This window comes from Arthrobacter sp. Helios, assembly GCF_023167125.1.
GTDB lineage: Bacteria > Actinomycetota > Actinomycetes > Actinomycetales > Micrococcaceae > Arthrobacter_B > Arthrobacter_B luteolus.
On the sequence record NZ_CP095402.1, the window covers coordinates 3,743,562 to 3,769,365 of the forward strand.

General features: G+C 65.5%; 24 protein-coding genes and 1 tRNA gene. 8 read left to right on the forward strand and 17 right to left on the reverse strand.

What is annotated here, in order from left to right; all coding sequences use genetic code 11:
• The first annotated feature begins 71 nt into the window (after positions 1-71).
• Complete coding sequence (locus tag ArtHe_RS17185; RefSeq protein ID WP_248318085.1) at positions 72-1,043, forward strand: ABC transporter substrate-binding protein; 972 nt, start codon at positions 72-74, stop codon at positions 1,041-1,043.
• Positions 1,044-1,117: 74 nt separating this feature from the next.
• Here ArtHe_RS17185 and ArtHe_RS17190 read toward each other — a convergent pair whose 3' ends face one another.
• The 4 genes from ArtHe_RS17190 to ArtHe_RS17205 form a co-directional block, all read right to left on the reverse strand.
• On the reverse strand, positions 1,118-2,491 hold the full coding sequence (locus ArtHe_RS17190; RefSeq protein ID WP_248318086.1) for an NAD-dependent succinate-semialdehyde dehydrogenase: 1,374 nt from the start codon (positions 2,489-2,491) through the stop codon (positions 1,118-1,120).
• Between the two features lie 25 nt (positions 2,492-2,516).
• Complete coding sequence (locus ArtHe_RS17195; RefSeq protein ID WP_248318087.1) at positions 2,517-4,166, reverse strand: thiamine pyrophosphate-dependent enzyme; 1,650 nt, start codon at positions 4,164-4,166, stop codon at positions 2,517-2,519.
• Between the two features lie 59 nt (positions 4,167-4,225).
• Complete coding sequence (locus tag ArtHe_RS17200) at positions 4,226-5,878, reverse strand: amidohydrolase (RefSeq protein ID WP_248318088.1); 1,653 nt, start codon at positions 5,876-5,878, stop codon at positions 4,226-4,228.
• A 106-nt stretch (positions 5,879-5,984) separates the two neighbouring features.
• Entirely contained in the window at positions 5,985-6,890 is a 906-nt protein-coding gene (locus ArtHe_RS17205) for a LysR family transcriptional regulator (protein ID WP_248318089.1), read from the reverse strand.
• Between the two features lie 132 nt (positions 6,891-7,022).
• Here ArtHe_RS17205 and ArtHe_RS17210 point away from each other — a divergent pair, with 132 nt between their 5' ends.
• On the forward strand, positions 7,023-8,339 hold the full coding sequence (locus tag ArtHe_RS17210) for an MFS transporter (protein ID WP_248318090.1): 1,317 nt from the start codon (positions 7,023-7,025) through the stop codon (positions 8,337-8,339).
• 137 nt (positions 8,340-8,476) lie between these two features.
• Here the strand turns inward: ArtHe_RS17210 and ArtHe_RS17215 are convergent, their stop codons facing one another.
• From ArtHe_RS17215 to ArtHe_RS17235, 5 genes are read right to left on the reverse strand one after another with little or no spacing between them, the layout of a single operon-like run.
• Positions 8,477-9,148: a FadR/GntR family transcriptional regulator gene (locus tag ArtHe_RS17215; RefSeq protein WP_248318091.1), complete on the reverse strand. Its 672-nt coding sequence runs from the start codon at positions 9,146-9,148 to the stop codon at positions 8,477-8,479.
• A 38-nt stretch (positions 9,149-9,186) separates the two neighbouring features.
• The gene (locus ArtHe_RS17220; protein WP_248318092.1) at positions 9,187-10,377 is read right to left on the reverse strand and encodes an ABC transporter permease; all 1,191 of its coding nucleotides are present in this window, start codon (positions 10,375-10,377) and stop codon (positions 9,187-9,189) included.
• Positions 10,374-11,063 (reverse strand): ABC transporter ATP-binding protein, encoded by a 690-nt coding sequence (locus tag ArtHe_RS17225; protein WP_248318094.1) that lies wholly within the window; start codon positions 11,061-11,063, stop codon positions 10,374-10,376. Before ArtHe_RS17225 ends, ArtHe_RS17220 begins: the two co-directional genes overlap by 4 nt.
• The gene (locus ArtHe_RS17230; RefSeq protein ID WP_248318096.1) at positions 11,060-12,178 is read right to left on the reverse strand and encodes a peptidoglycan-binding protein; all 1,119 of its coding nucleotides are present in this window, start codon (positions 12,176-12,178) and stop codon (positions 11,060-11,062) included. Before ArtHe_RS17230 ends, ArtHe_RS17225 begins: the two co-directional genes overlap by 4 nt.
• A 2-nt stretch (positions 12,179-12,180) precedes the next feature.
• A complete protein-coding gene (locus ArtHe_RS17235) occupies positions 12,181-12,696 on the reverse strand; it encodes a hypothetical protein (RefSeq protein ID WP_151724006.1) in 516 nt (171 codons plus the stop codon).
• A gap of 163 nt (positions 12,697-12,859) precedes the next feature.
• Between ArtHe_RS17235 and ArtHe_RS17240 the strand changes: the two genes are divergently transcribed.
• Together ArtHe_RS17240 and ArtHe_RS17245 are read left to right on the forward strand one after the other, a co-directional pair.
• The gene (locus ArtHe_RS17240) at positions 12,860-13,522 is read left to right on the forward strand and encodes a response regulator transcription factor (protein ID WP_066299948.1); all 663 of its coding nucleotides are present in this window, start codon (positions 12,860-12,862) and stop codon (positions 13,520-13,522) included.
• Entirely contained in the window at positions 13,503-14,798 is a 1,296-nt protein-coding gene (locus ArtHe_RS17245) for a HAMP domain-containing sensor histidine kinase (RefSeq protein ID WP_248318098.1), read from the forward strand. Before ArtHe_RS17240 ends, ArtHe_RS17245 begins: the two co-directional genes overlap by 20 nt.
• Here ArtHe_RS17245 and ArtHe_RS17250 read toward each other — a convergent pair.
• A complete protein-coding gene (locus tag ArtHe_RS17250) occupies positions 14,785-15,609 on the reverse strand; it encodes a crotonase/enoyl-CoA hydratase family protein (RefSeq protein ID WP_066299954.1) in 825 nt (274 codons plus the stop codon). The two genes, ArtHe_RS17245 and ArtHe_RS17250, sit on opposite strands and share 14 nt — an antisense overlap.
• A gap of 104 nt (positions 15,610-15,713) precedes the next feature.
• Between ArtHe_RS17250 and ArtHe_RS17255 the strand changes: the two genes are divergently transcribed.
• Positions 15,714-16,382: a hypothetical protein gene (locus ArtHe_RS17255; RefSeq protein ID WP_248318099.1), complete on the forward strand. Its 669-nt coding sequence runs from the start codon at positions 15,714-15,716 to the stop codon at positions 16,380-16,382.
• On the opposite strand, the gene ArtHe_RS17260 is transcribed toward ArtHe_RS17255, so the two are convergent.
• The 6 genes from ArtHe_RS17260 to ArtHe_RS17285 form a co-directional block, all read right to left on the reverse strand.
• Positions 16,379-17,401 carry an aldo/keto reductase gene (locus ArtHe_RS17260; RefSeq protein ID WP_248318100.1) on the reverse strand — a complete coding sequence of 341 codons (1,023 nt, stop codon included), beginning with the start codon at positions 17,399-17,401 and terminating at the stop codon, positions 16,379-16,381. The two genes, ArtHe_RS17255 and ArtHe_RS17260, sit on opposite strands and share 4 nt — an antisense overlap.
• A gap of 104 nt (positions 17,402-17,505) precedes the next feature.
• Entirely contained in the window at positions 17,506-18,708 is a 1,203-nt protein-coding gene (lhgO, locus tag ArtHe_RS17265) for an L-2-hydroxyglutarate oxidase (RefSeq protein ID WP_248319836.1), read from the reverse strand.
• A 53-nt stretch (positions 18,709-18,761) separates the two neighbouring features.
• Positions 18,762-20,120, reverse strand: coding sequence for a magnesium transporter (mgtE, locus tag ArtHe_RS17270; protein WP_248318101.1), 1,359 nt, complete (start codon positions 20,118-20,120; stop codon positions 18,762-18,764).
• Positions 20,121-20,476: 356 nt separating this feature from the next.
• Positions 20,477-20,567: transfer RNA gene (locus ArtHe_RS17275), tRNA-Ser, on the reverse strand.
• A gap of 72 nt (positions 20,568-20,639) precedes the next feature.
• Positions 20,640-22,766, reverse strand: a complete 2,127-nt coding sequence (locus tag ArtHe_RS17280; RefSeq protein WP_066299964.1) for a prolyl oligopeptidase family serine peptidase — start codon at positions 22,764-22,766, stop codon at positions 20,640-20,642.
• Between the two features lie 10 nt (positions 22,767-22,776).
• A complete protein-coding gene (locus tag ArtHe_RS17285) occupies positions 22,777-22,971 on the reverse strand; it encodes a hypothetical protein (RefSeq protein WP_248318102.1) in 195 nt (64 codons plus the stop codon).
• 80 nt (positions 22,972-23,051) lie between these two features.
• On the opposite strand from ArtHe_RS17285, the gene ArtHe_RS17290 reads away from it, so the two are divergent.
• The 3 genes from ArtHe_RS17290 to ArtHe_RS17300 all read left to right on the forward strand — a co-directional run bounded on the left by ArtHe_RS17290 (position 23,052) and on the right by ArtHe_RS17300 (position 24,995).
• Entirely contained in the window at positions 23,052-23,468 is a 417-nt protein-coding gene (locus ArtHe_RS17290; protein ID WP_248318103.1) for a hypothetical protein, read from the forward strand.
• An 87-nt stretch (positions 23,469-23,555) separates the two neighbouring features.
• The gene (locus ArtHe_RS17295) at positions 23,556-24,227 is read left to right on the forward strand and encodes a DUF6766 family protein (protein ID WP_248318104.1); all 672 of its coding nucleotides are present in this window, start codon (positions 23,556-23,558) and stop codon (positions 24,225-24,227) included.
• A 129-nt stretch (positions 24,228-24,356) separates the two neighbouring features.
• Positions 24,357-24,995, forward strand: a complete 639-nt coding sequence (locus ArtHe_RS17300) for a TRIC cation channel family protein (RefSeq protein ID WP_066299967.1) — start codon at positions 24,357-24,359, stop codon at positions 24,993-24,995.
• A 45-nt stretch (positions 24,996-25,040) separates the two neighbouring features.
• Here the strand turns inward: ArtHe_RS17300 and ArtHe_RS17305 are convergent, their stop codons facing one another.
• A complete protein-coding gene (locus tag ArtHe_RS17305) occupies positions 25,041-25,703 on the reverse strand; it encodes a dihydrofolate reductase family protein (protein ID WP_161599352.1) in 663 nt (220 codons plus the stop codon).
• Positions 25,704-25,804: the final 101 nt, after the last annotated feature.

Consider the following 25,804-nt stretch of genomic DNA (forward strand, 5'->3'; position numbering starts at 1 on the left):
CCCCCAAACCTCCGAGGCAGTACAACGCTCTTCAACCACTCAACGGTTCTTCCAACAAAGGAGTTTGAGAAATGATCCGGAAAAAGCTTGCGGCAGTCACCGCCGCGGCAGCGCTGATGCTCACCATGACGGCATGTGAAAGTACCGAAAGCAGTGCGGATTCCGACGGCGGAACCCCGTACATCGCGATTGTGTCCAAGGGCTTCCAGCACCAGTTCTGGCAGGCCGTCAAGCAGGGCGCGGACCAGGCCGCGGAGGAATTCGGCGTCGAAATCACCTTCGAAGGACCGGACAAGGAAACCAACGTGGACCAGCAGATCCAGATGCTGACCACCGCGCTGGGCAAGAATCCCTCCGCCATCGGCTTCGCGGCCCTGGACAGCCAGGCGGCCACCCCGCTGCTGGAGGAAGCCAAGTCCAAGAACATTCCCGTGGTGGCCTTCGACTCCGGTGTGGACAGCGACATCCCGGTGGCCACCGCCACCACCGACAACAAGGCAGCCGCCGCCGAGGCCGCCAAACAGCTGGCGGACCTGATCGGCGGCAAGGGAAAGATCGCCGTGATCGCCCACGACCAGACCTCGAAGTCCGGTACGGACCGCAGAGACGGTTTCCTGGAATGGATGGAGGAGAACGCTCCGGACATTGAAGTGGTGGACGTCCAGTACGGTGACGGCGACCAGCTGAAGTCCACGGACGCCGCCAAGGCGATCATCGCGGCCCATCCCGACCTGGCTGGAATGTACGGAACCAACGAAGGCTCGGCCATCGGCGTCGTCAATGCCGTCAAGGAACTGAACCTCAAGGGCAAGCTGACCATTGTCGGCTTCGACTCCGGCAAGGCTCAGATCGATGCGATCAAGGACGGCACCATGGCCGGCGCCGTCACGCAGAACCCGGTGGGAATCGGCTATGAGACGGTCAAGGCCGCCGTCGCCGCTTCCAAGGGTGAAAGCGTGGAGAAGGTGATCGACACCGGCTTCTTCTGGTACGACGCCGAGAACATTGATTCAGATGAAATCAAGCCGAACCTCTACGAATAGCCGCTCCTGCTTTAAATGCTCTGAAGAAGGAATGTCCCGCCGGCCGCAGCCGGCGGGACATTCCTTCTTGCACCCTACTTTTTGATCCGGATGAGTTTCCGGTTCACAAACTCGTCCATCCCGTATTTGCCCAGCTCCCGGCCGATGCCGGAGCGTTTGATCCCGCCGAAGGGCAGTTCGGCGGAGGTGCCGCCGGCCTCGTTGATGAAGACCATGCCGGCTTCAATATCCCCGGCCAGCCGCAGGGCCAGATCTTCGTCGGCGGTGTGGATGGAGGCCCCCAGCCCGAAGGGCGTGGCGTTTGCCAGGGCGACTGCTTCCTCCGCGTCCCGTGCCTTGAAGACCATGGCGACCGGGCCGAACAGCTCCTCCTGGAAGACATCCATCTCCGGTGTCACATCGGTGAGCACGGTGGGCAGGAAGTAGGCCGAATCCCCGGCGGTCTTCGACCCTCCGGTCCGCACGACGGCTCCCGCGGCGACAGCATTTTTGACCTGGCGCTCCAGCCCGTCGGCAGCTGCCTGTGAGGACAGCGGGCCCAGGAAGGTCTTTTCATCGGACGGATCTGCCGGCACGATCCCCTCGAGGGCAGCGGTGAACTTCTCCACGAACTCGTCGTAGATGTCTGCCTGGACAATAAAGCGCTTGGAGGCGTTGCAGGCCTGGCCGCCGTTGACCATGCGGCCAAATACCGCCCGGCCCACGGCTTCCTTCATGTCCTCGGTGTCGAGGAGGATGAACGGATCAGAACCGCCCAGTTCCAGGACCACCTTCTTCAAATGCCGGCCGGCGGTCTCCGCCACGGCGGAACCTGCCCGTTCGGACCCGGTGAGCGAAACACCGTGCACCCGGGGATCAGCGATCACGTCACTGATCTGCTCATTCGTGGCAAAAATGTTCACGTAGGCGCCGTCCGGTGCGCCGGCGTCGGCGAAGATCTGTTCCATGGCCAGCGCCGATTCCGGGCACTGCGGGGCGTGCTTGAGCAGGATGGTGTTGCCGTTCATCAGGTTCGGGGCGGCGAAACGGGCCACCTGATAGTACGGATAGTTCCAGGGCATAATGCCGAGGAGCACCCCCAGGCCCTCCTTGCGGACGACGGCAGTGCCTCCGGCAGCCACCGCCAGGGACTCGTCCGCCAGAAAGGCCGGTCCGTGCTCAGCGTAATAACGGTAGATGGACACCACGATGTCCACCTCGATGCCTGCCTGGAAAACGGGTTTCCCCATCTCCTTGGTGATGATGGCAGCGAGTTCGGTCCGGCGCTCTTCGTACAGGTCCGCTACGCGGTTCAGCAGCGCAGAGCGTTCCTCGACCGCGGACCGGCTCCACTTGGCAAAGGCAGCATCGGACCGGGTAATGGCATCCCGGACTTCCGCGTCCGTGGCGGTGGGGTAGGAAGCCAGGACTTCGCCCGTGGCGGGATTAGTGACGGCGTAGGTACTCATGGGTTCTCCTCGGGGGTGGGAAGGCTCAGGGCAGCATGATTTTCGGGTCGGTAACAACGTGGATAACCGCGGGCCGGCGGTCGACCATAACGGCCTTGATGGCGCGTTCAACGGCTGCCGCTGCCTGGCCATCGCTGGTGACCTTCTCTCCGTGGCCGCCGAAGGCTTCGGCGAAGGCGGCAAAATCCGGGTTGGTCAGCTGGGTGCCGGAGACCCGGCCGGGAAAGTGCTGTTCCTGATGCGCCCGGATGGTGCCGAACTGGCCGTTGTCCATCACGACGGCGAGCAGCGGGGCGTGGTACTGCACGGCGGTGGCCAGCTCCTGTCCGTTCATGAGGAACTCGCCGTCACCGCAGACGGCTACGGCCAGCCGCCCGGGAGCCGCCAGGGAGGCAGCCACGGCTGAGGGAATGGAGTAACCCATGGAACCGTTGCGGGTGCTCAGCTGTGCGGGGAAAACGTTGGTGGGAATGTAGGACTGAGCCCAGGCGCAGTGGTTGCCGGCCCCCATCGTGCGCACCACGTCCTCCGGCAGGTGCCTGGCCAGCTCGGCCATCACCACGGACATATGCGCTGTACCCTCGGCGGTTTCGGGCAGTGACCCGGCTTCCGGCAGAGCAGTTAGCTCCTCCTGCGCGGTCCGGCCCCCAGCCCGCCAGTCATCCCACTCGGCCGCCCGGCCCAGGTCCAGCCCGTCAACTGCCTCGGCGAAGGCAGCCGGGGATGCCACCACGTGCCTGGAAACGGCGCCGGAACGCCCGCGCAAAGCCGTATCGATGTTAACCAGGATGTTCACGGCGTCCGGGTGCTGGCGCAGGGTGAAGCCGTCCGTCGGCACGTCGGAGGGCACTGCGCCGACGGCAAGCAGGACGTCGGCGTCGTTGAACATCCGTGCCGCAGCCTCCTGCCGGCCGTAACCCAGCGAACCCGCGTTGACCGGCGAATTAAAGGGAACGCGGTCATCAGCGTGCCAGTCCTGAAGCACCGGGATTCCGTTGCGCTCCGCGAAGCCCGTCACCTGCGCCGCCGCCTCCGGGGTCCAGCGCTGACCGCCGAGGAAGAGCAGCGGACGGTCCGCGCCGGCCAGGGCGGAGCGGAGGGCTTCCAGCTCCTGGCTGGAGACGGCGCCGTCTGCCACCGGGATGGGACGGTGGAGCACCCCGGTGAACCCGTGCGTGATGATGTCTTCGGGCAGGCCGATGATGACTGGCCCGGGGCGGCCGGACTTCGCGGCGAAGAACGCCTCAGCCACGATTTCGGAGGCGCGGTCCGCCTCGTCGAGCACAAACACCCGCTTGGCCTGGGTTCCGAACCAGGCTGCGGGGTCGAACTCCTGGAAGGACTCCCGCATCCGGTCGGCCACCGGAACCAGCCCGACGAACAGCACCATCGGCGTGCCGTCCTGCCACGCGCTGTGAACTGCCACAAAAGCGTTGGCAGCGCCGGGTCCGCGGGTGACCAGCGCGACACCGGGCTCACCGGTGAATTTGCCGTGGGCTTCGGCCATGTACGCCGCGCCGCCTTCATGCCGGGTAACAACATTCTCGATTTCGCCGCCGTGCAGCCCGTCCAGGACTGCCAGGTAGCTTTCGCCCGGGACGGAGAAAACCCGCCGGACGCCATGCAGGACAAGGGAATCGACGATGGCCTGGCCGGCGTGTCTGGGTGTGTTCATGGCAGTGCTCCTGATGGATAGACGGTCCCGGGCAGGGGACTCAAGATGGCTGGGGGGAGTCAGAGGGACCCGGCGGCGATCCGGCCGCCGACTACGGTGGCGGTGACCTTTACCGAGGCGATTTCACTGTCCGGGATCGTGTAGAGGTCCTCGGACAGGGCCACGAAATCGGCCAGCTGTCCGTGCGTCAGGGTTCCCTTGTCCCGTTCCTGATGCACCGCGCGGGCGCTTCCAACGGTGTAAGCACGGACCGCCTGGGCGACGGTGATGCGTTCCTCCGGTACGAACCCGGTGCCCGAGGCGGTGCGGCGGTTCACCAGGGAATCAATGTTCAGGATCGGGTCGGCGTTTACCACCGGAGCGTCAGTGCTGGCCGGGATGTCGATGCCGGCGTCGAGGAAGGCCTTCACCCGGTAGGTGAGTTTTGCCCGTTCCGCGCCCATGGCGCGGGCGGCGCCGTCACCCAGTTCGTGAATGAACCGGCCCTGCGGAACCGGAACCAGGCCCAGCCCGGCGATCCGGGCGATCTGGCTGTCGCTGGCAACGGAAACGTGTTCCAGTCGGTGCCTGGCGTCGGGGCGCGGAAGCAGCTTCTGGGCGTCGGCAAGGATATCCATCGCTACGTCCAGGGCGGCGTCGCCAATAGCGTGCACGGCCAGCTGCCACCCGGCCAGGTGCGCACCGATCAACCGTTCCCGCAGATCGGATTCCGGGAACTGCAGCAGCCCGCGGTTCTGTTCGCCGGCAGCCAGGTCTGCCTCGTAATCGCAGCACATAAAGGCGCTGCGGCCAATCAGGGAACCGTCGGAAAGCACCTTGACCGGACCGATGCGCAGGAAGTCATCGCCCAGACCGCTGCGCAGTCCCAGATCCAGGCCGTAGAGCGGATGGCCGCCAACCTCGGCGTCACCGATCCGGTGCAGCGTGGTCAGGTACGGCATCACGGTGGCCCGCACACCCAGGTCGCCGCGGTCGGCAGCCAGCTGGAAGCCGGCGAGGTCAAAGCGGGACATGCCGATGTGGTCCGGGGCGCCGATCCCGGGTTCGGTAATGGAGGTGATGCCCAGCTTCAGGACGGCATTGGACCCGGCTGCCACCCTGTCGGCGACGTCCGCGGCGGAGTTCGCCGGAATGTGGTCCATGACCAGGGCACGGGCAGTTTCCTGGAGCAGGCCCAGGGCCCGGCCATCGGCAGCGGCGGGAACGGCACCGCCGTCCGGAACCGGCACATTGCGGCGCTCCGGGAAGCCCGCCAGCTCGAAGGCCCGCGTGTTGGCCACGCCCATATGCCGGGAATTGTGGATGAGGTAGACGGGGTGTCCATGGCTGACCGCGTCAAGCTGTTCGGCGGTGGGGTGCTCGCCCAGGTAATTCTGGTCGTACCCCTGGCCGAGGACCCAGCTGCCGGCGGGGGCGCCGGCAGCGAAGCTGTCCACCGCTGCCAGCAGTTCGGCCATCGAACGGACTGCGGCCGGGCGCAGGTCCACCTGCATGGTCGCCTCGCCAATGTGGCTGAGATGGCAGTGCGCGTCGTTGAATCCGGGAACGGCAGCAGCACCGTGCAGGTCAACCACATCACGGAACGCCGTGGCCGGCAGCTCGTCATCGAGGCTGATAATCCGTCCGCGGTGTACTCCCACACTCTTGGCGGTGGGGCGGGCAGGATCCTGCGTGTAGAAGGTTCCATTGGTGTATAGCGCATCGAACTGCATGAACTTCTCCGAATCTGTGAGACCGACCTCTCCCAGTATCCGCAGGTGGTTTCATGCCGTCTAATGCATATCCGGTTCAGGCATCATGCTCTTTAGGCATAAAGGTCTATAGGCCGCGTTCTTCCGTTTCAAGGAAACTGCGGATGGAGGCGGAAATGGAGCGGATCGTTGCCTCGGCGAAATGCCCGGGGGTCCACGTGGCGTGCAGCGGCAGCTGCAGCACGTCAGGTTCAGTATCCTTACCCGGCCGGCGGGTCAGGATCCGCAGGCCATGCACGCCAAAACGTGGCCGGTCCGTGGTGATGCCTATGCCGTGGCCGGCAGCAGCAAGGGCCAGGATGGTCTGTCCGTCATCGCATTCCGAGACTTCAGGGAAAGCCAGGTGCTCCAGGTTCAAAGCGTCGTCGAGCAGGTGGCGGCTGGCGCTGCCGTGGGACGGGAGGATGGCATGCTCCCGGCATATCTCGGCCAGGGGCAGCGCGTTAATCCCCTGCACCGCCCACCGGTGGTCCGCCGCCACGTAAGCCTGCACCGCCACACTGCCCAGCGACATGGTGGCCAGCCCGGGGGCCGGGGGCGCCGGGGAGACCGCGAAGTCGGCGCCCAGCAAAAGCGCTTCCGGAATGCTGAAGTGGCTGGTCTCGCGGGTGATCAGCAGCGGATCTCCCGAACCAGTGGTTGCTATAAACGGTGCAAGGAATCCGTGCACGGAGGCATGCGTGGCTGCGACCACCAGGCTCGCCACTTTCCCCGTGCGCAACGCGGCGGCAGTCTCCTGCACCCCGCGGGCCTCCACCATCATTCTTCGTGCCGCCGGCACGAAGGCCCTGCCGGCTTGGGTGAGGGAGAGCCGGTTGGCCTTCGGCTCAAACAGTGCCAGTTTCAGCTCCCGTTCCAGGGTCTTGATCTGGCGGCTGAGCGCCGGCTGGGCAATGTGCAGCCGTTCCGCGGCAGCAGTTACCGTGCCGGCATCAACAACTGCGAGGAAGTACTCAAGGCGACGAAGATTCACGTGGCAAGTATGCCCTAAAGGCATGAAGGTACGCCCGGATTGGCATTGGACACATATATGCGTCCGGCATCACAGTGAAGGGATTCAACAGCTCGTCCCGCGTTTCTCACGCGCTATCCACCTGGAGCAACTATGAGTACAGCGACGCCGGCAGATCAAAAACGCCGTCAAAACCGCGCCACCGCAGGAGCCTTCGTTGGCACCGCCATCGAGTGGTACGACTTCTTCATCTTCGGCACGGCCGCCGCCCTGGTCTTCGGCAAGGTGTTTTTTCCCGACGCAACACCCGCCGTCGGCATCCTCGCCTCGTTCGCAACATTCTGGGTCGGTTTCCTGGCCCGCCCGCTCGGCGGCGCGTTCTTCGGTCATCTCGGTGACAAGTTCGGCCGGAAAAACACCCTGGTCGCCACGCTGTTCCTGATGGGTACGGCCACCACCCTGATTGGCGTCCTGCCCGGCTACGCCACCATTGGCGTCGCGGCTCCCGTGCTGCTGGTGATCCTCCGGGCCTGCCAGGGCCTGGCGGTCGGCGGAGAATGGGCCGGTGCCGCCCTGATGGCTACCGAGAGTGCGAGTGCCAAGAAGAAGGGGCTGGCAGGCGCGTGGGTACAACAGGGCTCTCCCGCCGGCTCGATCCTGGCGACCCTGATGTTCCTGGTGGTCGGGGGACTGCCGGACGATGCCTTCCTCTCCTGGGGCTGGCGCGTCCCGTTCCTGTTCTCGGCCCTCCTGGTGTTGGTTGGCCTGCTGATCCGCCTGAAGGTGGAGGAATCCCAGGACTTCATCGAAGCCAAGGCCCAGCAGGAAGTGGTCAAGGTTCCGATTGTGGAGGTCTTCCGCAAGGCCCCGGCGTTTGTCTGGCTCGGCGTCGCGGCGTCTGTGCTCGGTATTGCGGTGGCCTTCTTCAACAACACCTTCCTGCTCTCGTGGACCACGAGTGAACTGGGCATGCCGCGGCAGACCGTCCTGAACATCCTGCTGATCATGGCTGTCCTGCAGTTCATCTGGCAGCCGCTGGCTGCCCTGCTGGCGGAGCGGGTCGGTGCCATCCGCGTGATGATCGGCGGCCTGCTCCTGAACCTGCTCGTCATCGTGCCGATGTTCCTGGCGATCATGTCCACCAACCCCGTGTTGATCGCCGTTGTCCTCGGTGTGGCCACTCTGGGCGGCACTGCGTATTACGCAATGCTGGCCAGCTTCCTGACCTCAGCGTTCCCGGCCAACGTCCGGTACACCGGTGTGGCCCTCGCCAACGGATTGTGTGCCTCCTTGATCGGCGGCTCCACGCCGCTGATAGCGCAGTTCGTCCTCACCTCGGTAGGCCCGTGGGGTGTGGCAGCCTTCTACGCGCTGATCGCGGTTGTCACGGTCGGCGGAGTATGGGGGCTGCACCGCCGGATCACCCGGCGGGACACCGAAGCGTCCGTGCTGGAACCCGCTGCTTCCTAACGGGAGCGTCTTAACTGCCGGCGTCTTAGCGGTCCGGGTCTTGGTGGCCCGGGCCGCAGCCGGCGGGGCATTCCTCTTTAAACCCTGCTTTGATGCCAGTTCGTCCTCACCCGATTGGTCCGTGAGGTGCACCAAGGTCAGAGGGCCTGGCGAAGCCAGTTCTCCACGCCGCTGACATGCACCGTCATCAGGGCCCGGGCCAGATCAGCGTCCTTCCGCGCCAGGGCAGCGGCAATGGCGGTGTGTTCGGCGAGGGTGGCGGACACCGCTTTGTCCTGCGTCAGGCCGCGCCAGACCCGGGCCCGGACGGTGCTGCTGGAGAGCCCGTCGAGCAGGCTTTCCAGATAGGAATTCCCGGACGCCTTGGCGATCAGGCTGTGGAAGGCGAGGTCATGGGCCACCAGGTCCTCCACCGAGGTGTCCTCGTGCACGGTGTCCAGGGTGGCGGTCAGCTCGGCGAGCTGGTCCCCGGTGATCCGCTGGGCAGCAAGGGAGGCGGAGCCGGGTTCCAGGATGCGGCGGACCTCGAAGAGTTCCAGGACCGACGTGTCCTGGTGGAGGTCGACGACGAAGGCCATGGCTTCGGTCAGCAGCTGCGGCTCGAGGCTGGTCACGTAGGTGCCGTCACCGCGGCGGACGTCCAGGACGCGGATCAGTTCCAGTGCCTTGACCGCTTCCCGCATGGAGCTGCGGGACAGGCCGAGGCGCTCGCTGAGGTCCTTCTCAGGGGGGAGCCGGTCACCCGCCTTGAGCTCACCGCTGATGAGCATGTCCTTGATTTTGGTGATCGCTTCATCCGTAACAGCCATAGACCCATCCTAATGGTCGGATGTTTCGCGGGTGTTGCCTAGCTGCTGAGCGCGGCGGTGGGCGAGGTGCGCGCCGCCCGCATGGCAGGCAGCACGCCGGCAACCGCGCCCACGGCCACTGTGACCACAACGCCGGCGGCAAGCACTTCGGGCGGGATAGCCATGGCCCAGCCATTGCTGTACGCGGCGATGGCGGTGATCACCCACCCCAGGAAGGTGCCGGCGAGTCCGCCATAGACGGACAGCAGCATGGCCTCGAAGAGGAATTGCAGACGGATGTGCCGGCGCGTGGCGCCCAGGGAACGCCGAAGCCCTATTTCACGCTGCCGCTCCAGCACCGAAATGACCATAGTGTTGGCCACTCCGATTCCTCCGACCAGAAGAGCGATGGAGCCCACCCCGACCAGCAGTCCGGTGAACGCCTGGTCCACAGTGTTCTTCGCGGCGAGAGCATCAGATGGTCGGCTGACTTTCACCTCGCTAGGCGACTCAGGGTTGATGGTTGGCGGCAGCATGCTGCGCACATCCGCGACCAGGGCCACTTCTGAGCGTTCGTAGAGGGTGGTGGGGTTGCCGCCATGGCCGAACAGCTGTGCTGTGATGGGCTCACCGATCAGCGCCGACGCGTCCAGTTCCGGGGCCAGCGGGGAGCTGTCGAGGATGCCGGCCACAGTGAAGTGCTGGTTGCCGAGCCAGACGCTGGAACCCGGGCTTTGAATGCCCAGGCGTTCAGCCGTGCCGCGGCCGAGTACGACTACGGGGTACTGGGCGGTGGCTTCGTTGAGCCAGTTTCCGTGCAGGAGCTCAGCCCCCGTGGCCGCCAGGAGATCCAGATCGGTGGCAGCCACGCTGAGGCCGCCGGTGCGGGAGGGAGAGATTTCTGAGTTTCGGTAAATGTGGACGTTTTCAAGCACACTGGTGGAGCTCGCGTGCAGCACCCCGGGGATACGGCGCACTTGGGCCACAGACTCCGGAGGGAGCTGGGCTTCCTTCCCGAACAAGTCGTCCCCGGCGGTGACGGTGAGCAGGTTGGTGCCCAGCTCGGAGAGCTTCTCCTTCACCAGCGCCTGGCTGGAAGTGGAGATTCCAATAACCGAGATCATTGCGGCAATGCCGATGGCAATGCCAAGGGCGGACAGGACGGCACGACCCGGCCGGGCACGGGATCCGTGAAACCCCAGGGCCAGGAGATCGCCGGGGCGCAGCCGGGAACGCTTGATGGAACTCATGAAAAAACCTTTGCCGTATCTGAGATGATCTGCCCGTCACGAAGGCGCACCTGACGCGGCAGGCCGTCTGCGAGTTCCTGATCGTGGGTAATGACCACAACGGTTGTGCCGCCGGCGTTCAGCACCTGCAGAATCTCCATAACTCCCTGGCCGGACTTGGTGTCGAGGCTGCCGGTGGGCTCATCGGCGAGGAGCAGCGCCGGTTCACCCACCACCGCGCGCGCTATGGCGACCCGTTGACGCTCACCGCCGGAGAGCTGGCGGGGATGGTGCCTGAGCCTGTGGCCCAGGCCGACCTTCTCCAGGGCAATGACGGCCCGGCGCCGGCGTTCCCGGGCGGGAACGCCGGTATACAACAGGCCTGCGGCTACGTTATCGATGGTTGCCACACCGTCCGAGAGGTGGAACTGCTGGAAAATAAAGCCAATGGTGTCGGCACGCAGCGCGGACAGCTCGGTATCGCTGAGCTGCGCAATGTCATTGCCGGCGATCCGGGTACTACCCGCCGAAGCGCGGTCAAGGGAGCCAATAATATTCAGCATGGTTGACTTGCCCGAGCCACTGGGGCCGACGATGGCCAGCATCTCGCCTTCGACGATGCGCATGTCCACTCCGTCCAGTGCGACCGTTGGCGGGGACCCGTACTCCCGCCTCACTCCGCTGAGCTCAACAATCGCGGAGTTCATTTGGCAACCACCACTTTGTCGCCCTCAGCCAGCCCGCCGCCCGTGACTATGACCTGGCCATCGGCGAAGGTTCCGAGTTCCACCTCCACACGTTCCGTCGTCGAACCGCTGAGGCGTTCGACGGCGAAGCCGCCCCCGGGCTGTGCCAGCAAGGCCACAACTGGAACCAGCAGCGAGTCTGTGCCCAGGACCCGGCTGAACACCGTAGTCACTGCAACATTGTCCAGGTTTTCGCCGGCGGCGGGGTCATCCAAGGACAGGACCACAGGAACCTTGAGACTGGTACCCGTGGCTCCCTCCACCTCCGTGGGAGCATCAAGCCGGGTGACCGTTCCGGCGGTTTCCGAGCCGCCCGGGAGCACGACGGTCACTTTCGTGCCCGGTGCGGCCAGGGACTGCTGGGAAGTTTCAACGTTGACCTGCACAACCTTGTTGGTGTCGGTGACGGAGACGATCTCCGTGCCGGCCGCATCCCCAACCTGTGCCTTGTGGTCCTGGACCCGCAGGTCTGTGGGAGAGAAGAAGATCCTGCCCAGCTCGACCTTGCCCCTTACTTCCAGGCCTGCGGTTTTCTGCCAGTATCGAAGGGCATATCCGGTATTTGCATCAAAGTTCTCATCCGGCGCAAACCCGAAGAACCCCAGGGCGGAAAGGTTTTCTTCAAGCTGGAGCACGTCGCCGCCTGGAACCATGCCCTGCTCAAAGCCCCGCCACGCCGGAATTTCGCCCGACATCAGGATCACTGGACTCTCATTGACGCGGAAGAGTTCCTCACCGGCCGTGACCACGGTGCCGGCGTCGGGCAACTCGGTGAGCGTGCCTTCCAGAACGGTCCCCACGGCGCGTGGCTTGGAGTAGCCCAGGGTGCCCTGGAGCCTCAGCTGTTCCGTGAGATCCCCCCGGGCAACGGTCTGGGTTTCGAGGTTGAGATGGTTTTCTCCGGCGGCGTCATTGTCGGCGTTGCTGGGGGATGTGGGCAGGATGGCTACCGCTGTCACGACGGCGGCCACGGCGGCGATGCCCACAGCCGACACGACCAGTGCGCGGCGGGACGGGCGGCGCGTGGTCCGCTTTGCGCTGCGGACATCGGTGTGGAGCTGGTCCTCATTCGCCATCGCTAGTTGACCTGCTCCATGGACTGCTCTGAGCACTTGTCCACAACGTCGGGGTCGGTTTCGGGCCCGAGAGCCGAGGTCATTCCGCCCTTGACCGGGTCGGGGAAGTCGAAGCCGGCATCACGCATGCACTTAGCGAAAATGAGCTGGGATTCAAAGATCTCATCATCTGTGGGCTGGCTTTCATCCACTGGAGGTTCCCCGACCTCCTTGCTGCATGCCTGTGCCACCCGGTCGAAGGCCTCCATGTCGAACTGGGTCGTGTCGACGCTTCCGCTTCCACCCTCCGGGCCGCCCTCGCCGCCACTGATGTCAAAACCGGCGTCCAGGAAGCAGTCGTCCATGTCCTGCCGCCAATCCGCCATGGACATCTCATAGGAATCGGTCTTTAGCTGCCCGTCTTCGGGCTGGGCGGGGGAACAGGCAGAAACAGTGAGGAGCAAAGCGGAGGCCGCTATCAAGGCTGCTGATTTCCGGAGGCTAAGGTTGGCTTTCCTGAAGGTGGCGTTGGCTTGCAATCTACAGTCCTTTTTCGGGGTTCCCCGGGCGGTTGTCCGGGCAACTACCACTTCACCAGCGCAGGGGTTACGGGAAGGTAAAGCGCTGGCCTTACCTTTCCGTAACCCTCCATCTGATTGACTTAAGGTAGGGCCGAACGGGTATGCGCAAGGAGAGGGGCACATGAGGGTACTGATTGTCGAGGACGAGGAGTTCCTGGCCGAAGCCATCCGATCCCGGCTGGAAATGGACGCCATCGCAGCGGACATCGCCGGGGACGGCACCAACGCGCTGCTGGCTGTTGAAGACAATGATTACGACGTCGTCCTGCTGGACCGGGACATCCCCGGTGTCCACGGCGACGACGTCTGCCGCCAGTTGTCCGAAGACCCGGCCAGTCCGGCCATCTTGATGCTCACCGCCTCGGGCAGCCTCAACGACAAAGTGGGCGGGCTTGGGCTGGGCGCCGACGATTACCTGGCCAAGCCTTTTGAATTCCCCGAGCTGATCGCCCGCCTGCGGGCGCTGAACCGGCGGAAGTTCACATCCCACCCGCCTGCGCTTGAATGTGGAGCGCTACGGCTGGATCCTTTTCGACGCGAAGTGTCTTTGGAGAGCCGGTACGTGCAACTGACGAAGAAGGAATTCTCCGTCCTGGAACTGCTCATGAAGGCTGGCGGCGGCCCTGTCAGCGCTGAAACCATCCTGGAGAAGGCCTGGGACGAGAACGCCAATCCGTTTACCAATACCGTGAAGGTGACGATCAGCAACCTCCGCCGCAAGCTCGGCAATCCGGCCATCATCACCACCCTTCCGGGAGTCGGCTATGCCGTCAGCAGAGACTGACCCGGCCGCAGCGGAGCCCGTTCTGCGCCGGTACCGCCTGACGGTGCGGGCCCGGCTGGCCCTGACGTATTCGGCGCTGCTGACCGGTGCTGGAATCGTGATGCTTGCCCTCGTCTACGTGTTTATGCGTTTTGTGCCCACCTACGAATTCGCGCAGTCCGCGAGTACTCCGGCCATGACCGGGGAAAGCACCGAAGCCATACCCGCGATGCCTGTTCCACCGGGTGCTGCTGACAGCAGCCCTGCACAGGTGACTACTCCGGCAACGACCCTGCACATCGACTCGCCCGAACAGATGCTCAACGTCCTGCTCATTGCCTCAGCCGTGGTCCTGCTCCTGCTCGCAGTGACGGGTGTCGCCGCAGGCTGGATCGTTGCCGGGCGGATGCTCAAGCCCCTGCAGTACATCAACACTGCGGTGCGGAGCGCGGCGGCCGGGGACCTGGGGCATCGGATCGGCCTTGTCGGTCCGCGCGATGAAATATCCGATCTGGCCATGAGCTTTGACGACATGCTCAGCCAATTGGAGCGGTCCTTCACCGCGTCACGCCGTTTTGCCCAGAACGCCTCCCATGAGCTCCGCACACCCCTGGCTACCACCCGGGCCATGCTCGACGTCGCTATCGCCCGGCAGGAAGTGCCCGACGCGGAAATTCTGGCCAAGCTGCGGATCATGAATGAACGCAGCATCGAAACAGTCACGGCCTTGCTGGATCTGGCCAGCATCGAATCATCCACCACCCAGCCTGAAGTGATCGACCTGGCCGCGAAGGCCCGGGATGCGCTGCAGAGTTTCAGCGTGGAAGCTTCAGTGCGGGGAACGATAATCCGGCAGAACCTCGACACGGCAGAAGTGGCCGGCGACCCTGTGCTGATCCGACAGCTGGCGGGCAACCTCGTCCAGAACGCGATCCGGCATAACAACGACGACGGATTCCTCTCCGTGGCGACGCGGACCTCGGCCAGGGGAACCGCCATCATCGAGGTGGCCAACAGCGGCGCCCAGCTGGACGGGGCCACGCTCGCCCAGCTTACGGAGCCCTTCCGCAAAGGTGCCGGACGAACGGCCGGACAGGCTGCGAAGGGCCACGGGCTGGGTCTGTCCATCGTGGCCGCCATTACCGAACGGCATCGCGGTACGTTGGAGCTTGAGGCCAGGAAGGGCGGGGGACTGGTGGCCAGAATTGAGTTCCCTCCAGTGGAGGCCGCAAATCCACGGAATCACAGGCCCAACGCCATGGCCGGGGAATCCGCAGCCGGTGTCAGTCCCCGGTGAAGGACGCTGGCCGCCGCTCCGCGAACGCCTGCGCCGCCTCCGCAAAGTCACGGCTGGGCAGGAAAGCCGTGTTCCACACCTGGACGTAATCGAGGCCCGCCTGCACTGATGCCTCGGCCCCCTGGTCCAGGACCCGCTTCACTCCCTGGACCACCAGCGGTGGATTCCCGGCAATTAGGGCGGCCAGCCCGCGGCCCCGAGCGACGACGTCGTCCGCCAGTTCGGTGACCAGGCCCAGCTCCAGGGCACGCGGGGCGGAGAAGTCCTCGCCCGTCAGGGCCAGATGCCGGGTGGCTCCGGAGCCAATTATCCCGGGCAGGCGCTGCAATGATCCGAGGTCCGCCACGATTCCAACCCGAACCTCCCGGATACTGAACTTCGCGTCCGGCGAGGCGATCCGTAGATCTGCCGCCGCGATCAGGTCCACACCACCGCCAATGCACCAGCCGTCCACTGCGGCGATAACCGGTTTGCCGCAGCGGGCAACAGAACTGACAGCATCCTGCAGATCTTTGATCTTCAGCCGGAATCCGTTCCGCAGCCGGGCATCGGTGCCACTGGATTCCAGCAGCGGACGGAAAACCGGCTCCATGGCGGGCAGATCCAGTCCGTAGCTGAAATTACCGCCGGACCCGTAGAGCAGGATGGCACGGACCTCATCGTTGGCGCCCAGCTCCGCGAAGACGCCGGGCAGTTCAGCCCAGAAGTCCGGCCCCATGGCATTGCCCTTGGACGGCCCGAGCAGCTGCACCTCGGCCACCGGGCCGCTGATCTTGACATGAAGGGACCGCAGGGCGGAATCGGGTGTCATGGCATCCTTCACTGACGGGCCGGGAAATCCGGCGTGGCTGGACCTTGGGCGTCAATATACAGCGGCCGGGCGAACCACGGCGCTGGAAAAGCTAGGATCAAGGTATGGAGTTTGTGGTCATTATCCTGTTCGTTGCCGCGATCGTGCTCGTGAACTTCCTGGTGGGCCGCGCCCAGCGCCGCCGGGCGGGACGTCCGGCTGCACCGAAGGCGGCACCAAACCAGGCCCAGGGGACCAGGTCCCCCGGGCGCGCCCCGGCAGGCGCATCGCCGGAAGCCTCCCGCGAAGCAGTGTCCCGCCTTGATGAAGCCGGGCATCGGCAGGTCTATGCAGCAATCGCCCAAGGGCAGCCCATCCGTGCCATCCAGGTCTATGCGCAGCTGACCGGCTGCGGCCTCCGAGCAGCAAGTGCCGCCGTGGCGTCGCTGGCCTCGCACCCGGTCCCGTACACAAAACCGGCACCGAAGCCGGCAGCTGAGACGCCCTCCGCTGAAACTCCCTCCGGTGAAACCGGCAGGCCGGAGGACAACGGCACTGAAGACACGAGGCCCGCCGGCGCTGAAGACACCAAGGCTGCACCGCCGTTGAAGGAAGCCGGGGAAACGGGCAAAGACCCGGGGACCGCAGCGGCAGCCCCGCCGGAAAAGGCCGGAACAGACGCGCCCGCCCCTGGCACACCCAAGGACGCGGGTAAGCGGAACAATCCCCAGACACTTCCCGACGAGGCGGAGATCAGTAAATGGGCGCAGAACCTGCGCCCCGAAGACTTCTAGCCCAGCCGGCGTGAGCGCTGGGTGAGTCCGTCCCGGCCATAGGGGTAGTTCCCCACTGCTGGGGTGCTGACGTCGTCCAGTTCCTGCCGTTCCGCCGCCGTCAGCTCCAGATCCGCCGCCTGCAGGTTTCCTTCGAGCTGTTCCGGGGTCCGGGCGCCCAGAATGACCGAGGTAACCCCCGGGCGTCCGGCGAGCCACGCCAGTGCGACCTGCGCCGGAGCTGCGCTGTGTGCGGAGGCGATCCGGTGCAGGGCATCGAGGACGTGCCAGGTCTGCGGGTTGCTGCTGCGCAGGTCCCAGCCCTGGAACTGGCGGGCCGGATTTTCACCCACCCTGGTATTGCCGGCCGGGACGGTTTCCCGGTGGTATTTACCCGTCAGCCAGCCGCCCGCCAGCGGCGACCAGGGAAGCAGGCCCAGGCCGGCGTCGAGCGCTGCCGGCACGATTTCCGATTCGATTTCCCGTTCCAGCAGGTTGTACTGCGGCTGCAGCGTCACCGGCGGCTGCCAGTTGTGCAGCCGGGCCAGCCAGGCGGCTTTGGTGAGCTGCCAGCCGGTGAAGTTGGAAAACCCGTAGTAGCTGATCAGGCCGGAGGACACGGCGTCATTCAGGAAGCCCAGGGTCTCTTCCAGGGGTGTCAGGGGGTCCCAGGAATGCAGCTGATACAGGTCGAGGTGCTCCACGCCCAGCCGCCGGAGCGAGCCTTCGAGGGCGCGGCGCAGGTGGCGGCGGGAGTTGCCGAGGTCGTTCGGACCGTCCCCGGTGGCAAACCGGCCTTTGGTGGCCAGGACCACCGAGTCCCGGGCGGCCTGGTTGGAGTGCAGCCATTTACCCACAATTTCCTCGGATGCGCCGGAATTGTAGATATCCGCCGTGTCAATGAAGTTGCCGCCGGAGTCCAGATAGTCCTCCAGGATGCGGTGCGAGGTCCGCTCATCCGTTTCGTTGCCGAACGTCATCGTGCCAAGGGCGTATTTGCTGACAACGGCTCCGCTGTTGCCCAGCAGACGCATTTCCATGAGTTCCCTCCCAGCCGGTACCTGTGCTCCGCTCCACCCTATGCCCGTGTCCCGGGCCGGAACAGTGCCGCCGGGGAGGAAAGCAGGCTCGGGCCGGCCGGCGGCTAGGCCTGCAGGTATTTCTCCAGCAGGAAGTCGGCGATGGCCATGGAGGACGTCGCCGCCGGCGAGGGCGCATTGCGCAGCAGGGTCACCGGTCCCGCCTGGTCCACCGCGAAGTCGTCCACCAGGGATCCGTCGCGGCCCCAGGCCTGGGCGCGCACGCCGGCGGCCGTCTTGGCAGTGAGGTCGGCCATCCGCAGCTCGGGGATGAAGCGCCTGGCCCGGCTGAAGTACACGGGTTTAAGCAGGGACTCACCGACCGTGTCGATTCCCATCTTCCAATACCGCCGGGCCAGTGGCAGGGCGCCCGGCCAGCGCAGCGACTCGAAGGTGTCCCGCGCTGATATCCGGGACCAGCTGTAGCCCTCGCGGGCCAGGGCGGGAACCGCGTTCGGGCCCACATGGACGTCGTTGTAGACCCCGCGGGTGAAGTGCACGCCCAGGAACGGGAAGGCCGGGTCCGGGACCGGATAGATCATGCCCTTCACCAGGTGGCTGCGTTCGGGGTCCAGCGCCCAGTATTCGCCCCGGAATGGCAGGATCCTGGGCGAAGGATCGGCCCCGGCCAGCTGGGCCACAATGTCCGACTGCAGGCCCGGGCAGGCCACAACCCGGTCGAAGACCTGCTCGGACACAGGGGTGCGGACACGGACCTTCGGACCCTCAACCGTCAGGGCGTTCACTTCCTGTCCCAGCAGAATGGTTCCCCCGGCCTGCCGCACCTCCTGGGCCATGGCTTCGGTGACAGCGGCGTAGTCGACGACGGCGGTGCGCGGGGAATGCACGGCGGCGATGCCTGCCACGTGCGGTTCGATTTCGCGCAGCTTTGCCGGATCGTCAATCCGCGCCAGATCCGGGACACCGCCGGCAAGGGAGCGCCGCTCGATGTCCGCCAGGGCCGGCAGGTCATTCTCGTCGACGGCGACCACCAGTTTGCCTGCCTCACGGTAGGGAAGGGATTTCTCCTGGCAGTACTCCTGGAGGGCAATCCGCCCGGCGGCGCACAGCTTTGCCTTCAGGGAGCCAGGTTGGTAGTACAGGCCGGCATGAACCACCCCGGAGTTGTGCCCGGTCTGATGCGCGGCAAGGCGGGCCTCCTTTTCAAAGACCGTCACCTCGCCCAAGCCCCTGAGCATGAGGGCGCGGGCCACGGCGATGCCCACGATCCCCCCGCCGATGACGGCAATGCGGTGGTCATTCACCATGTTCACTCACTCCCGTGCCCTTCACCTGGTCCTGAAGAGAGTGTAGAGGGCAGCTAAAGACCCAGGACGGCCGACGCGATCAGGAAGTAGATGATCAACCCCGTGGCGTCCACGAAGGTGGAGATAAAGGGATTGGAAAACACCGCAGGGTCCACTTTGAGGGCCTTCCCCAGCAGCGGCATCAACCCTCCGACGGTGGCGGCCATGGTGCAGACCCCCAGCAGGGTCAGGCCGATCACCAGGCCGAGGGGCACGGTGAAAATGACCGCCGCCACGGCAAAGCCCAGCCCGCCGAGCAACAAGCCCAGCCAGGCGCCGACCCGGACCTCCCGGGCAACGACCTTGAGGACGTCCCTGGGCCGCACATCTCCCAGCGCCAGGGCGCGGGTGATGGTGGTGGCGGCCTGGTTCCCGGTGTTCCCCCCGGTGCCGATGAGCAGCGGGATAAAGAGGGAGAGCACCACCTGCTCGGCCAGGGTGGCTTCAAACGTGTCCATCACCTGCACCGTCAGGGTTGCGCCAAGCGCCAGGACCAACAGCCAGACGACGCGGGCCCGCACAATGCTGCGCACCGGAGTCGCCAGGTACGGGCGGCGCAGGGGCTCGGAGCCGCCGGCCCGGGCTGCGTCCTCACTTTCCGCGTCCTCGAGGATCCTGAGCGCATCGTCCACGGTCAGGATCCCGACCAGCCGGTTCTCCGCATCAACGATCGGCAGGACCAGGACTTTCGCGTCAGCGCAGTAGCGTGCCGCTTCCTCGGCGTCCAGGGTGGCCGGAGCGGAAATCGGGTCCTTCATCAGTTGCGAGACCAGGTCTGTTTCCGCGGCGCGCAGCACGTCCCGCAGTGACACCACGCCGACCAGGTGGCGGCTGTCATCCGTGACCGGGATCGTATAGATGCTCTCGGCGTCGTCAAGCTGTGCCCGCACCCGGGCCAGCGCCTGGGCCGCCGTCGTCCCGGGGTGCGTGGTGACGAACTGCGGGCTCATGTAGCGGCCCACGGCGCCCTGCGGGTAGCCGAGCACCATGGTGGTGAGCGCGCGGTCCTTCTCGCTGAGCCCCAGGATCAGGCGGTTGGCCACCGACGCCGGCAGCTCATCCAGCAGGGCCACCCGGTCATCCGGGCTCAGTGCGGCAAAAACCTCGGCCACCTGTGCATCCTGCAGCCCGGACACCAGGTCCGCCTGCAGCCGTGCGTCGAGCCGCTCGAAGACCTCCAGCGCCCGGCCTTTGGGGAGGGTGCGGTAAGCCAGCGCCCGGTCGATGGTGTTCAGCCGTTCGAGCTGTTCCAGCGTTTCCGCCACGTCAAGCGGCTGCAGGGCACGGGCCACCTGGGGGAGGCTGTTGTTGCTAAGGGCATCGGCCAGCAGTTCGGCGCTGGCATCGAATGAAAGAGTGGGTGATTTGATCATGATCCGCTTCCCTACGGTGGGGCGCACATAAAGAGAGCCGCGGCAGGACCGCGGTATGTGCAAAAAATGGGTGAGGCGTGCCGGGGTGCAGTACCGCAGCCGCGCGGGCTCAGGCCGGGAAGGGGAATCGAGGGGTTCGGCTGGAAAGGGCGGAACCGGCTCGGAAGCTGCCGCTAACGGCAGGAATCGTCAGACACCTGGGTGGTGTGTGGAACGGCTTCCCCGGGGCGAAGGCGAGGCCCGCGCGGTGCGGTAGATCGACTATGTCCGTCGTCCATGCGTGCGGTTCACCTCCAGTCTTTCGAGGAATGATCGGATATGGAAACACCCCGGTCCAAAGGCCGGGGTGTTTCCGTTGGCGGAGACGGGGGGATTTGAACCCCCGGTGGGCTTTAGGCCCACACTTCATTAGCAGTGAAGCCCATTCGGCCGCTCTGGCACGTCTCCAATTACCCTGGCGATTTCACTCTGCCAGCCTGTCAAGACTACCCACAACGGGGGGCTTTCGGCAAAACAGGTTCAGGACAACCGGCCGGTGAGCGCTTCCCAGAGGAACTCATAGGACATGGCGTGCATCCGCGCGGACTGCCGGTTGTCCGCAGCCCCTGCGTGCCCGCCTTCCAGTGCCTCGTGGAACCAGACCCGGTCCACACCGAGTGCCTGCATCCGGGCCGCCATTTTCCGGGCCTGGACGGGGCCAACCCGGTCATCGCTGGTGGCCGTCCAAATCAGTGACGGCGGATACTGAACGTCCTCGCGCAGCAGGTGGTACGGGGAAAACGTCTTGATGAACTCCCATTGCTCCGGGTCGTCCGGGTCGCCGTATTCGGCAATCCAGGAATGGCCGGCGGAGAGCTTGGTGTAGCGGCGCATGTCCAGCAGCGGTACTCCGCAGGACACCGCTCCGAAAAGCTCCGGGTAGAGGGTAAGCATGTTGCCCACCAGCAGGCCGCCGTTGCTGCGGCCGGTGCAGCCCAGATGGTCGCGGGAAGTTACTCCGCGGGCAGTGAGGTCCCGGGCGACGGCGGCAAAATCCTCGTAGGCCCGGTGCCGGTTCTGCTGCAGGGCGGCGCGGTGCCAGTCGGGGCCGTATTCTCCGCCGCCGCGGATGTTCGCCAGGACGTAGACGCCGCGGCGGAGCGTCCCGCCGTCGTCGGTGTAGCTGCGCTCCAGCCAGCCGCGCCCGACCACGCCGCTGTAGGCGGGGGTGAGGGCCTGTTCGAACCCGCCGTAACCGGACAGCACAGTGGGGTTGCCGCCGTCGAGCGCCATTCCCTGGTGCGCCACCTGGAAGTACGGGACCCGGGTGCCGTCGGCGGAGACGGCGAAGTGCTGCTCCACCGTGCAGTCGGAGGAATCAAAGAACGACGGCGAGGACTTCACCGCCGCGGCGGTCCCCTCGTCCGTTCCCGGGGCGGCGCCAAGCGTGCCGCGGGAGAGCGTGGACGGTGTGGTGAAACCGGTGCTGATCAGCCAGTAGTCGTTGCCTGCGGTCTCGTCCTCGTCGTCGACCGCGTACGCATCCACTGTGTGCAGCGGCGGGCAGGCATCCAGTGCGGTGGCCTGCCAGCCCGCGGCGGGCTCCAAAACCTGGATTTCGGAGGAGACGTCCCGCAGCAGGTTCAGCAGCAGATAGTCCCGCGTCCAGCTCCAGGACTGCAGGGAGACGGTGGGTTCCGGAGTGAAGAGGGTGTGAAGGCTGCGTTCCCCGGCGAGAAATTCCTCCAGGTCCGCTGCCAGCAGCGATCCTGCCTTGTGCAGCGTTTCGCCGACCAGCCAGTCGGTGCGCGGGCGCATCAGCAGCCACTGGCGGTGCAGGTCAACAGTGACGTCCAGCGGCACCTCGACGCGCTGCCAAGCATCATCGCGGCGCAGGTAGGTGATGCTGTCGTAGAAGTCGATGATGTCCAGCGCCACGTCCCGTTCAAACCCGGGCGTCTGGTCATGGTGGACGTAGCCCATCATGTGGTCCTGCGGAACGTCGAAGTACAGTTCGGCGTCGGCGGGGTCCTGGCCGCGGTGCACGGTCCGCACCATCCGGGGATAGGAGGAGGCGGTCATGCTGCCGGGCCCAAAATCGGTGGCCACGTACAGGGCATCCGGAGCTGCCCAGGACACCTGCGTTTTGGCCACGGGCAGGTCGAAACCACCCGGGACGAAGGCGCGGTCGACGACGTCGTACTCGCGATAGCGGGCGGCGTCACCGCCGTCGGGGGAGAGGATCACCAGCGCGCGGCGGTAGGACACTCCGTCCTCCGGCCGCAGGAACCGGGCTCCGCCCCAGACCCATTCGGTGTCCTCCGCAGCGCTCAGGGCATCCAGGTCCAGCAGGGTTTCCCACTGCGTCTCCGCGGCGGCGTAGCTGTCCCAGGTGGAGCGGCGCCACAGGCCTTTCGGATGCTCGGCGTCCCGCCAGAAGTTGTAGTACCAGTCGCCGCGTTTGACCACCATGGGAATCCGGTCGGTGGAGTCCAGGACTTCCAGCAGCCGTTCCTCGGTGCGTTCAAAGTCCGTGGCGGAGAGCAGCGCCTCCGTCTTGGAATTCTGCTCCCGTACCCAGTCCAGCTGCCTGTCGCCGTAGATGTCCTCCAGCCAGAGGAATTCATCTGCTGTGTCCTGCGGGGTTTCTGCGCTCGCGGATGTCATGTAGCCCATCCTAGGGGCGGATCGGGACAGTCTTGCCGGGAGAGCCGCTGCCCGCTTCGGTGGACACCAGGGCACGGACTTCCACCGGGGAGCTGTCAGCCAGGAGCACGCAGGCATCCGGGAGGCTGTCCAGGTCCGGAACGTCCACCAGGTTGTAGCCGCTGATCTGTTCCACGGTCTCGGAATACGGTCCGTCGGTAATCACTGTGCGGCCTCCGCTGTTGTTCCGGGAAATCCCCCTAGGTGGCTTATGGTGATGAACAAACCAGTCCGGCAGGAGGTTCCATGTTCCGCTCCCCACTGAAGACCGTGCTTGCACTGGCGGCGCTGCTGTCCATGGCCGCATGCAGCGGCAACGGATCCGGCCCGCCAGGAGCGGAACAGGCCGCGAAAACCTTCCATGCAGCGCTGCAGGACGACGACTTGGCGGGCGCCTGCAGCCTGCTGGCCCCGGCCACGCTGGAAGCCATGGAACAGGCCGAGAATGGGGAGGCACGGTCCTGCCCAGACAAATTGGCGGCCGTGTCCCTGCCGCAGGCCGGAAAGGTCATTGCAAGCCAGGCCTACGGCCGGAATGCCCAGGTGCGGTATGAGGAAGACACGCTCTTCCTAACGCTCTCCGGCGGCGAGTGGAAGGTAACGGCAGCGGGCTGCACTGAACGAGGCGACCGCCCGTACAGCTGTTTGGTTGAGGGGGACTGACATGCGAGCACGCTGGGCTTTTGTACTGTGCCTGGCCTTCATCGGCCTGGGTCTGGCCTACATGATCACGGTGGGAGCACTGGGGCGATGAAGACCTTGAAACGCAACGGTTTGTTTATCGTTTTCTTCTCCCTGTTCCTGCTCTCCCTAGCGGGCCAGGCGCTCGCCGGAGTGGGCCTGTTTAACGAGCAGCAGGTCGCCGCCGGGCTGGAGCAGGTCAGCCTATGGCAGTACCTGACCACCTCGAGTTTCGCCGTCGATGTCGCGGAGAACTGGCAGTCCGAATTCCTCCAGTTCCTCCTGCTGATTCTCGCGGCGGTCTGGTTCGTGCAGCAGGGTTCACCGGAGTCCAAGAAGCTGGGTTCCGAAGGACTCGAATCGGATAAGGAACAGCTGATTGGCCGGTACGCCCGTTCGGACTCACCGGCCTGGGCCCGGGCCGGGGGATGGCGCACCCGCCTCTATTCGAATTCCCTGGCCGTCGTGATGGGAACAATCTTCCTGCTCTCCTGGTTCGCGCAGTCGGTTGCCGGGTTCAGCGCGTTCGCCGAGCAGCAGCTGGCCGGCCTGCAGGATCCTGGGACCTGGGGTGAGTATGTGCTCTCTCCGGAATTCTGGGGGAGGACACTGCAGAATTGGCAGTCCGAGTTCCTGGCCGTCGCATCGATGGTCATTCTGGCCGTCTACCTGCGCCAGCGCGGTTCTCCGGAGTCGAAACCGGTGGGCGCCGCCCACTCGGCCACCGACGTCGAAGGCTAGGAGAGTTCACCGAACGGTGAACGGGCTCCAGTGCCCGGTACGCCTGGACCCACGGTGCTGACCATTCATGGGCTAAATTGGGGCACGCCCTGAGGGGGCACAGTCCCAGCAGGGACCGGGAGGGGCATCATGGCACAGTTGATCGTCGATCTGGCAGGCACGTTCTTTTTTGCCGTTTCCGGGTCGCTGCTGGCCGCCCGGCGGAATTTCGACGTCGTGGGGTCGCTGCTGCTGGGATCCCTGGCCGGGCTGGGCGGCGGTGTGCTGCGGGACGTGATTATCGGCAGGGGTGTTCCGCAGGCATTTGCCGATCCGGTGTATCTGCTGCCCCCGGTACTGGCAGTCCTGCTGGTCTATGTTCATCCGCTGGGCGTGCTGCGTTTCCGCAGGACGCTCCTGACCTTTGACGCAGCCGGGCTGGCCCTGTTCTGCGTCTCGGGTACGATCACCGCCCTGGATTCCGGGATGCACCCGGCGACTTCTGCCGTACTCGGCGCCATGACTGCCGTGGGCGGCGGCCTGCTGCGCGACGTCGTCGCAAACGAAATCCCGCAGCTGTTCAATCCCCGCGGCGTATACGCGGTTCCGGCCATGTTCGGTGCCGGCCTGGTATCCCTGCTTTCCGTCGCGGACATCTACAACCCATTCATCGGGCTGGGGGTGATGCTTCTGGTTTTCTCGCTGCGGATGCTGTCGCTGCGCTACGGCTGGCGGATTCCCCTGGCGAAGGGCCGCGCAACGGATCTGGAGGGTCCCGCTGGTGCCTAAACCGGTGGGTACGGCCCCCTTGGCCCCGGGCACCGGCGTCGAGGGCTAGAAGACCAGGTCGCGGGCGGCGGCACCTGGCTCCCGCGGAGCAGAAGGCCGGTAGCGCGCGTGCAGGGTGCCGCGCCAGTGCCGGACGTTGTGCAGCTGCAGCAGGAGGGACCGTTCCGGAAAGGCACGCAGGCCCTCCCCGAGCATGATCGGGGCGATGAAGAGGTCCAGCTCGTCGACTTCCCCGGCTTCCAGCAGGGCGTGGACAACGCTCACCGAACCCCAGATGAGGAACTTTCCACCCTGGCTGCGGCGTTCCCGGACGTAGCTGACGGCATCCGGAACGACGGCGGCCTCCGGGTAGGCGCCCCACGGGGCTGAGGAGAGGGACCGGGAAGCAACTGTTTTCCGGGCCGTGTTCAGCGCGCCGGCAATCGGCTCGTCCGCCGTGGGCCAATATGCGGCAAAGAGCTCATAGGTAGTCCGGCCCATCAGGATTTCATCGACGTGCGGCAGAAGCCGCATGTTCCAGTCCTGGCCGGCTGCGCTGGTTTCCGGAGCCACGGCGGCGAAGAGGTCGGATTCGCCGCGGGGCCCGGCCGCAAATCCATCGAGCGAGATCCATTCCTGCACGATCACCTGGACTCCGGGCTCCGGCACGGCCGGTGCTGTCTTATCCGGTTCTTTGTCTGGGATGGTCTCCGGCGCGTCATCTGTCATGCCCGCCATTGTGCCCGCGCAGCGCGGTGACGGCCAGAGCCAGCAGCCCGCCGATGGCTCCAATGGCCGCACCGGTCATCAGACTGCCCGGCACGGCTGCC

Excerpts from the sequence above, each read along its gene's own strand:
- ArtHe_RS17185 (WP_248318085.1), top strand. The coding sequence starts at position 72 with ATGATCCGGAAAAAGCTTGCGGCAGTCACCGCCGCGGCAGCGCTGATG.
- ArtHe_RS17190 (WP_248318086.1), bottom strand. The coding sequence starts at position 2,491 with ATGAGTACCTACGCCGTCACTAATCCCGCCACGGGCGAAGTCCTGGCT.
- ArtHe_RS17195 (WP_248318087.1), bottom strand. The coding sequence starts at position 4,166 with ATGAACACACCCAGACACGCCGGCCAGGCCATCGTCGATTCCCTTGTC.
- ArtHe_RS17200 (WP_248318088.1), bottom strand. The coding sequence starts at position 5,878 with ATGCAGTTCGATGCGCTATACACCAATGGAACCTTCTACACGCAGGAT.
- ArtHe_RS17210 (WP_248318090.1), top strand. The coding sequence starts at position 7,023 with ATGAGTACAGCGACGCCGGCAGATCAAAAACGCCGTCAAAACCGCGCC.
- ArtHe_RS17215 (WP_248318091.1), bottom strand. The coding sequence starts at position 9,148 with ATGGCTGTTACGGATGAAGCGATCACCAAAATCAAGGACATGCTCATC.
- ArtHe_RS17220 (WP_248318092.1), bottom strand. The coding sequence starts at position 10,377 with ATGAGTTCCATCAAGCGTTCCCGGCTGCGCCCCGGCGATCTCCTGGCC.
- ArtHe_RS17225 (WP_248318094.1), bottom strand. The coding sequence starts at position 11,063 with ATGAACTCCGCGATTGTTGAGCTCAGCGGAGTGAGGCGGGAGTACGGG.
- ArtHe_RS17230 (WP_248318096.1), bottom strand. The coding sequence starts at position 12,178 with ATGGCGAATGAGGACCAGCTCCACACCGATGTCCGCAGCGCAAAGCGG.
- ArtHe_RS17240 (WP_066299948.1), top strand. The coding sequence starts at position 12,860 with ATGAGGGTACTGATTGTCGAGGACGAGGAGTTCCTGGCCGAAGCCATC.
- ArtHe_RS17245 (WP_248318098.1), top strand. The coding sequence starts at position 13,503 with ATGCCGTCAGCAGAGACTGACCCGGCCGCAGCGGAGCCCGTTCTGCGC.
- ArtHe_RS17250 (WP_066299954.1), bottom strand. The coding sequence starts at position 15,609 with ATGACACCCGATTCCGCCCTGCGGTCCCTTCATGTCAAGATCAGCGGC.
- ArtHe_RS17255 (WP_248318099.1), top strand. The coding sequence starts at position 15,714 with ATGGAGTTTGTGGTCATTATCCTGTTCGTTGCCGCGATCGTGCTCGTG.
- ArtHe_RS17260 (WP_248318100.1), bottom strand. The coding sequence starts at position 17,401 with ATGGAAATGCGTCTGCTGGGCAACAGCGGAGCCGTTGTCAGCAAATAC.
- lhgO (WP_248319836.1), bottom strand. The coding sequence starts at position 18,708 with ATGGTGAATGACCACCGCATTGCCGTCATCGGCGGGGGGATCGTGGGC.
- mgtE (WP_248318101.1), bottom strand. The coding sequence starts at position 20,120 with ATGATCAAATCACCCACTCTTTCATTCGATGCCAGCGCCGAACTGCTG.
- ArtHe_RS17280 (WP_066299964.1), bottom strand. The coding sequence starts at position 22,766 with ATGACATCCGCGAGCGCAGAAACCCCGCAGGACACAGCAGATGAATTC.
- ArtHe_RS17290 (WP_248318103.1), top strand. The coding sequence starts at position 23,052 with ATGTTCCGCTCCCCACTGAAGACCGTGCTTGCACTGGCGGCGCTGCTG.
- ArtHe_RS17295 (WP_248318104.1), top strand. The coding sequence starts at position 23,556 with ATGAAGACCTTGAAACGCAACGGTTTGTTTATCGTTTTCTTCTCCCTG.
- ArtHe_RS17300 (WP_066299967.1), top strand. The coding sequence starts at position 24,357 with ATGGCACAGTTGATCGTCGATCTGGCAGGCACGTTCTTTTTTGCCGTT.
- ArtHe_RS17305 (WP_161599352.1), bottom strand. The coding sequence starts at position 25,703 with ATGACAGATGACGCGCCGGAGACCATCCCAGACAAAGAACCGGATAAG.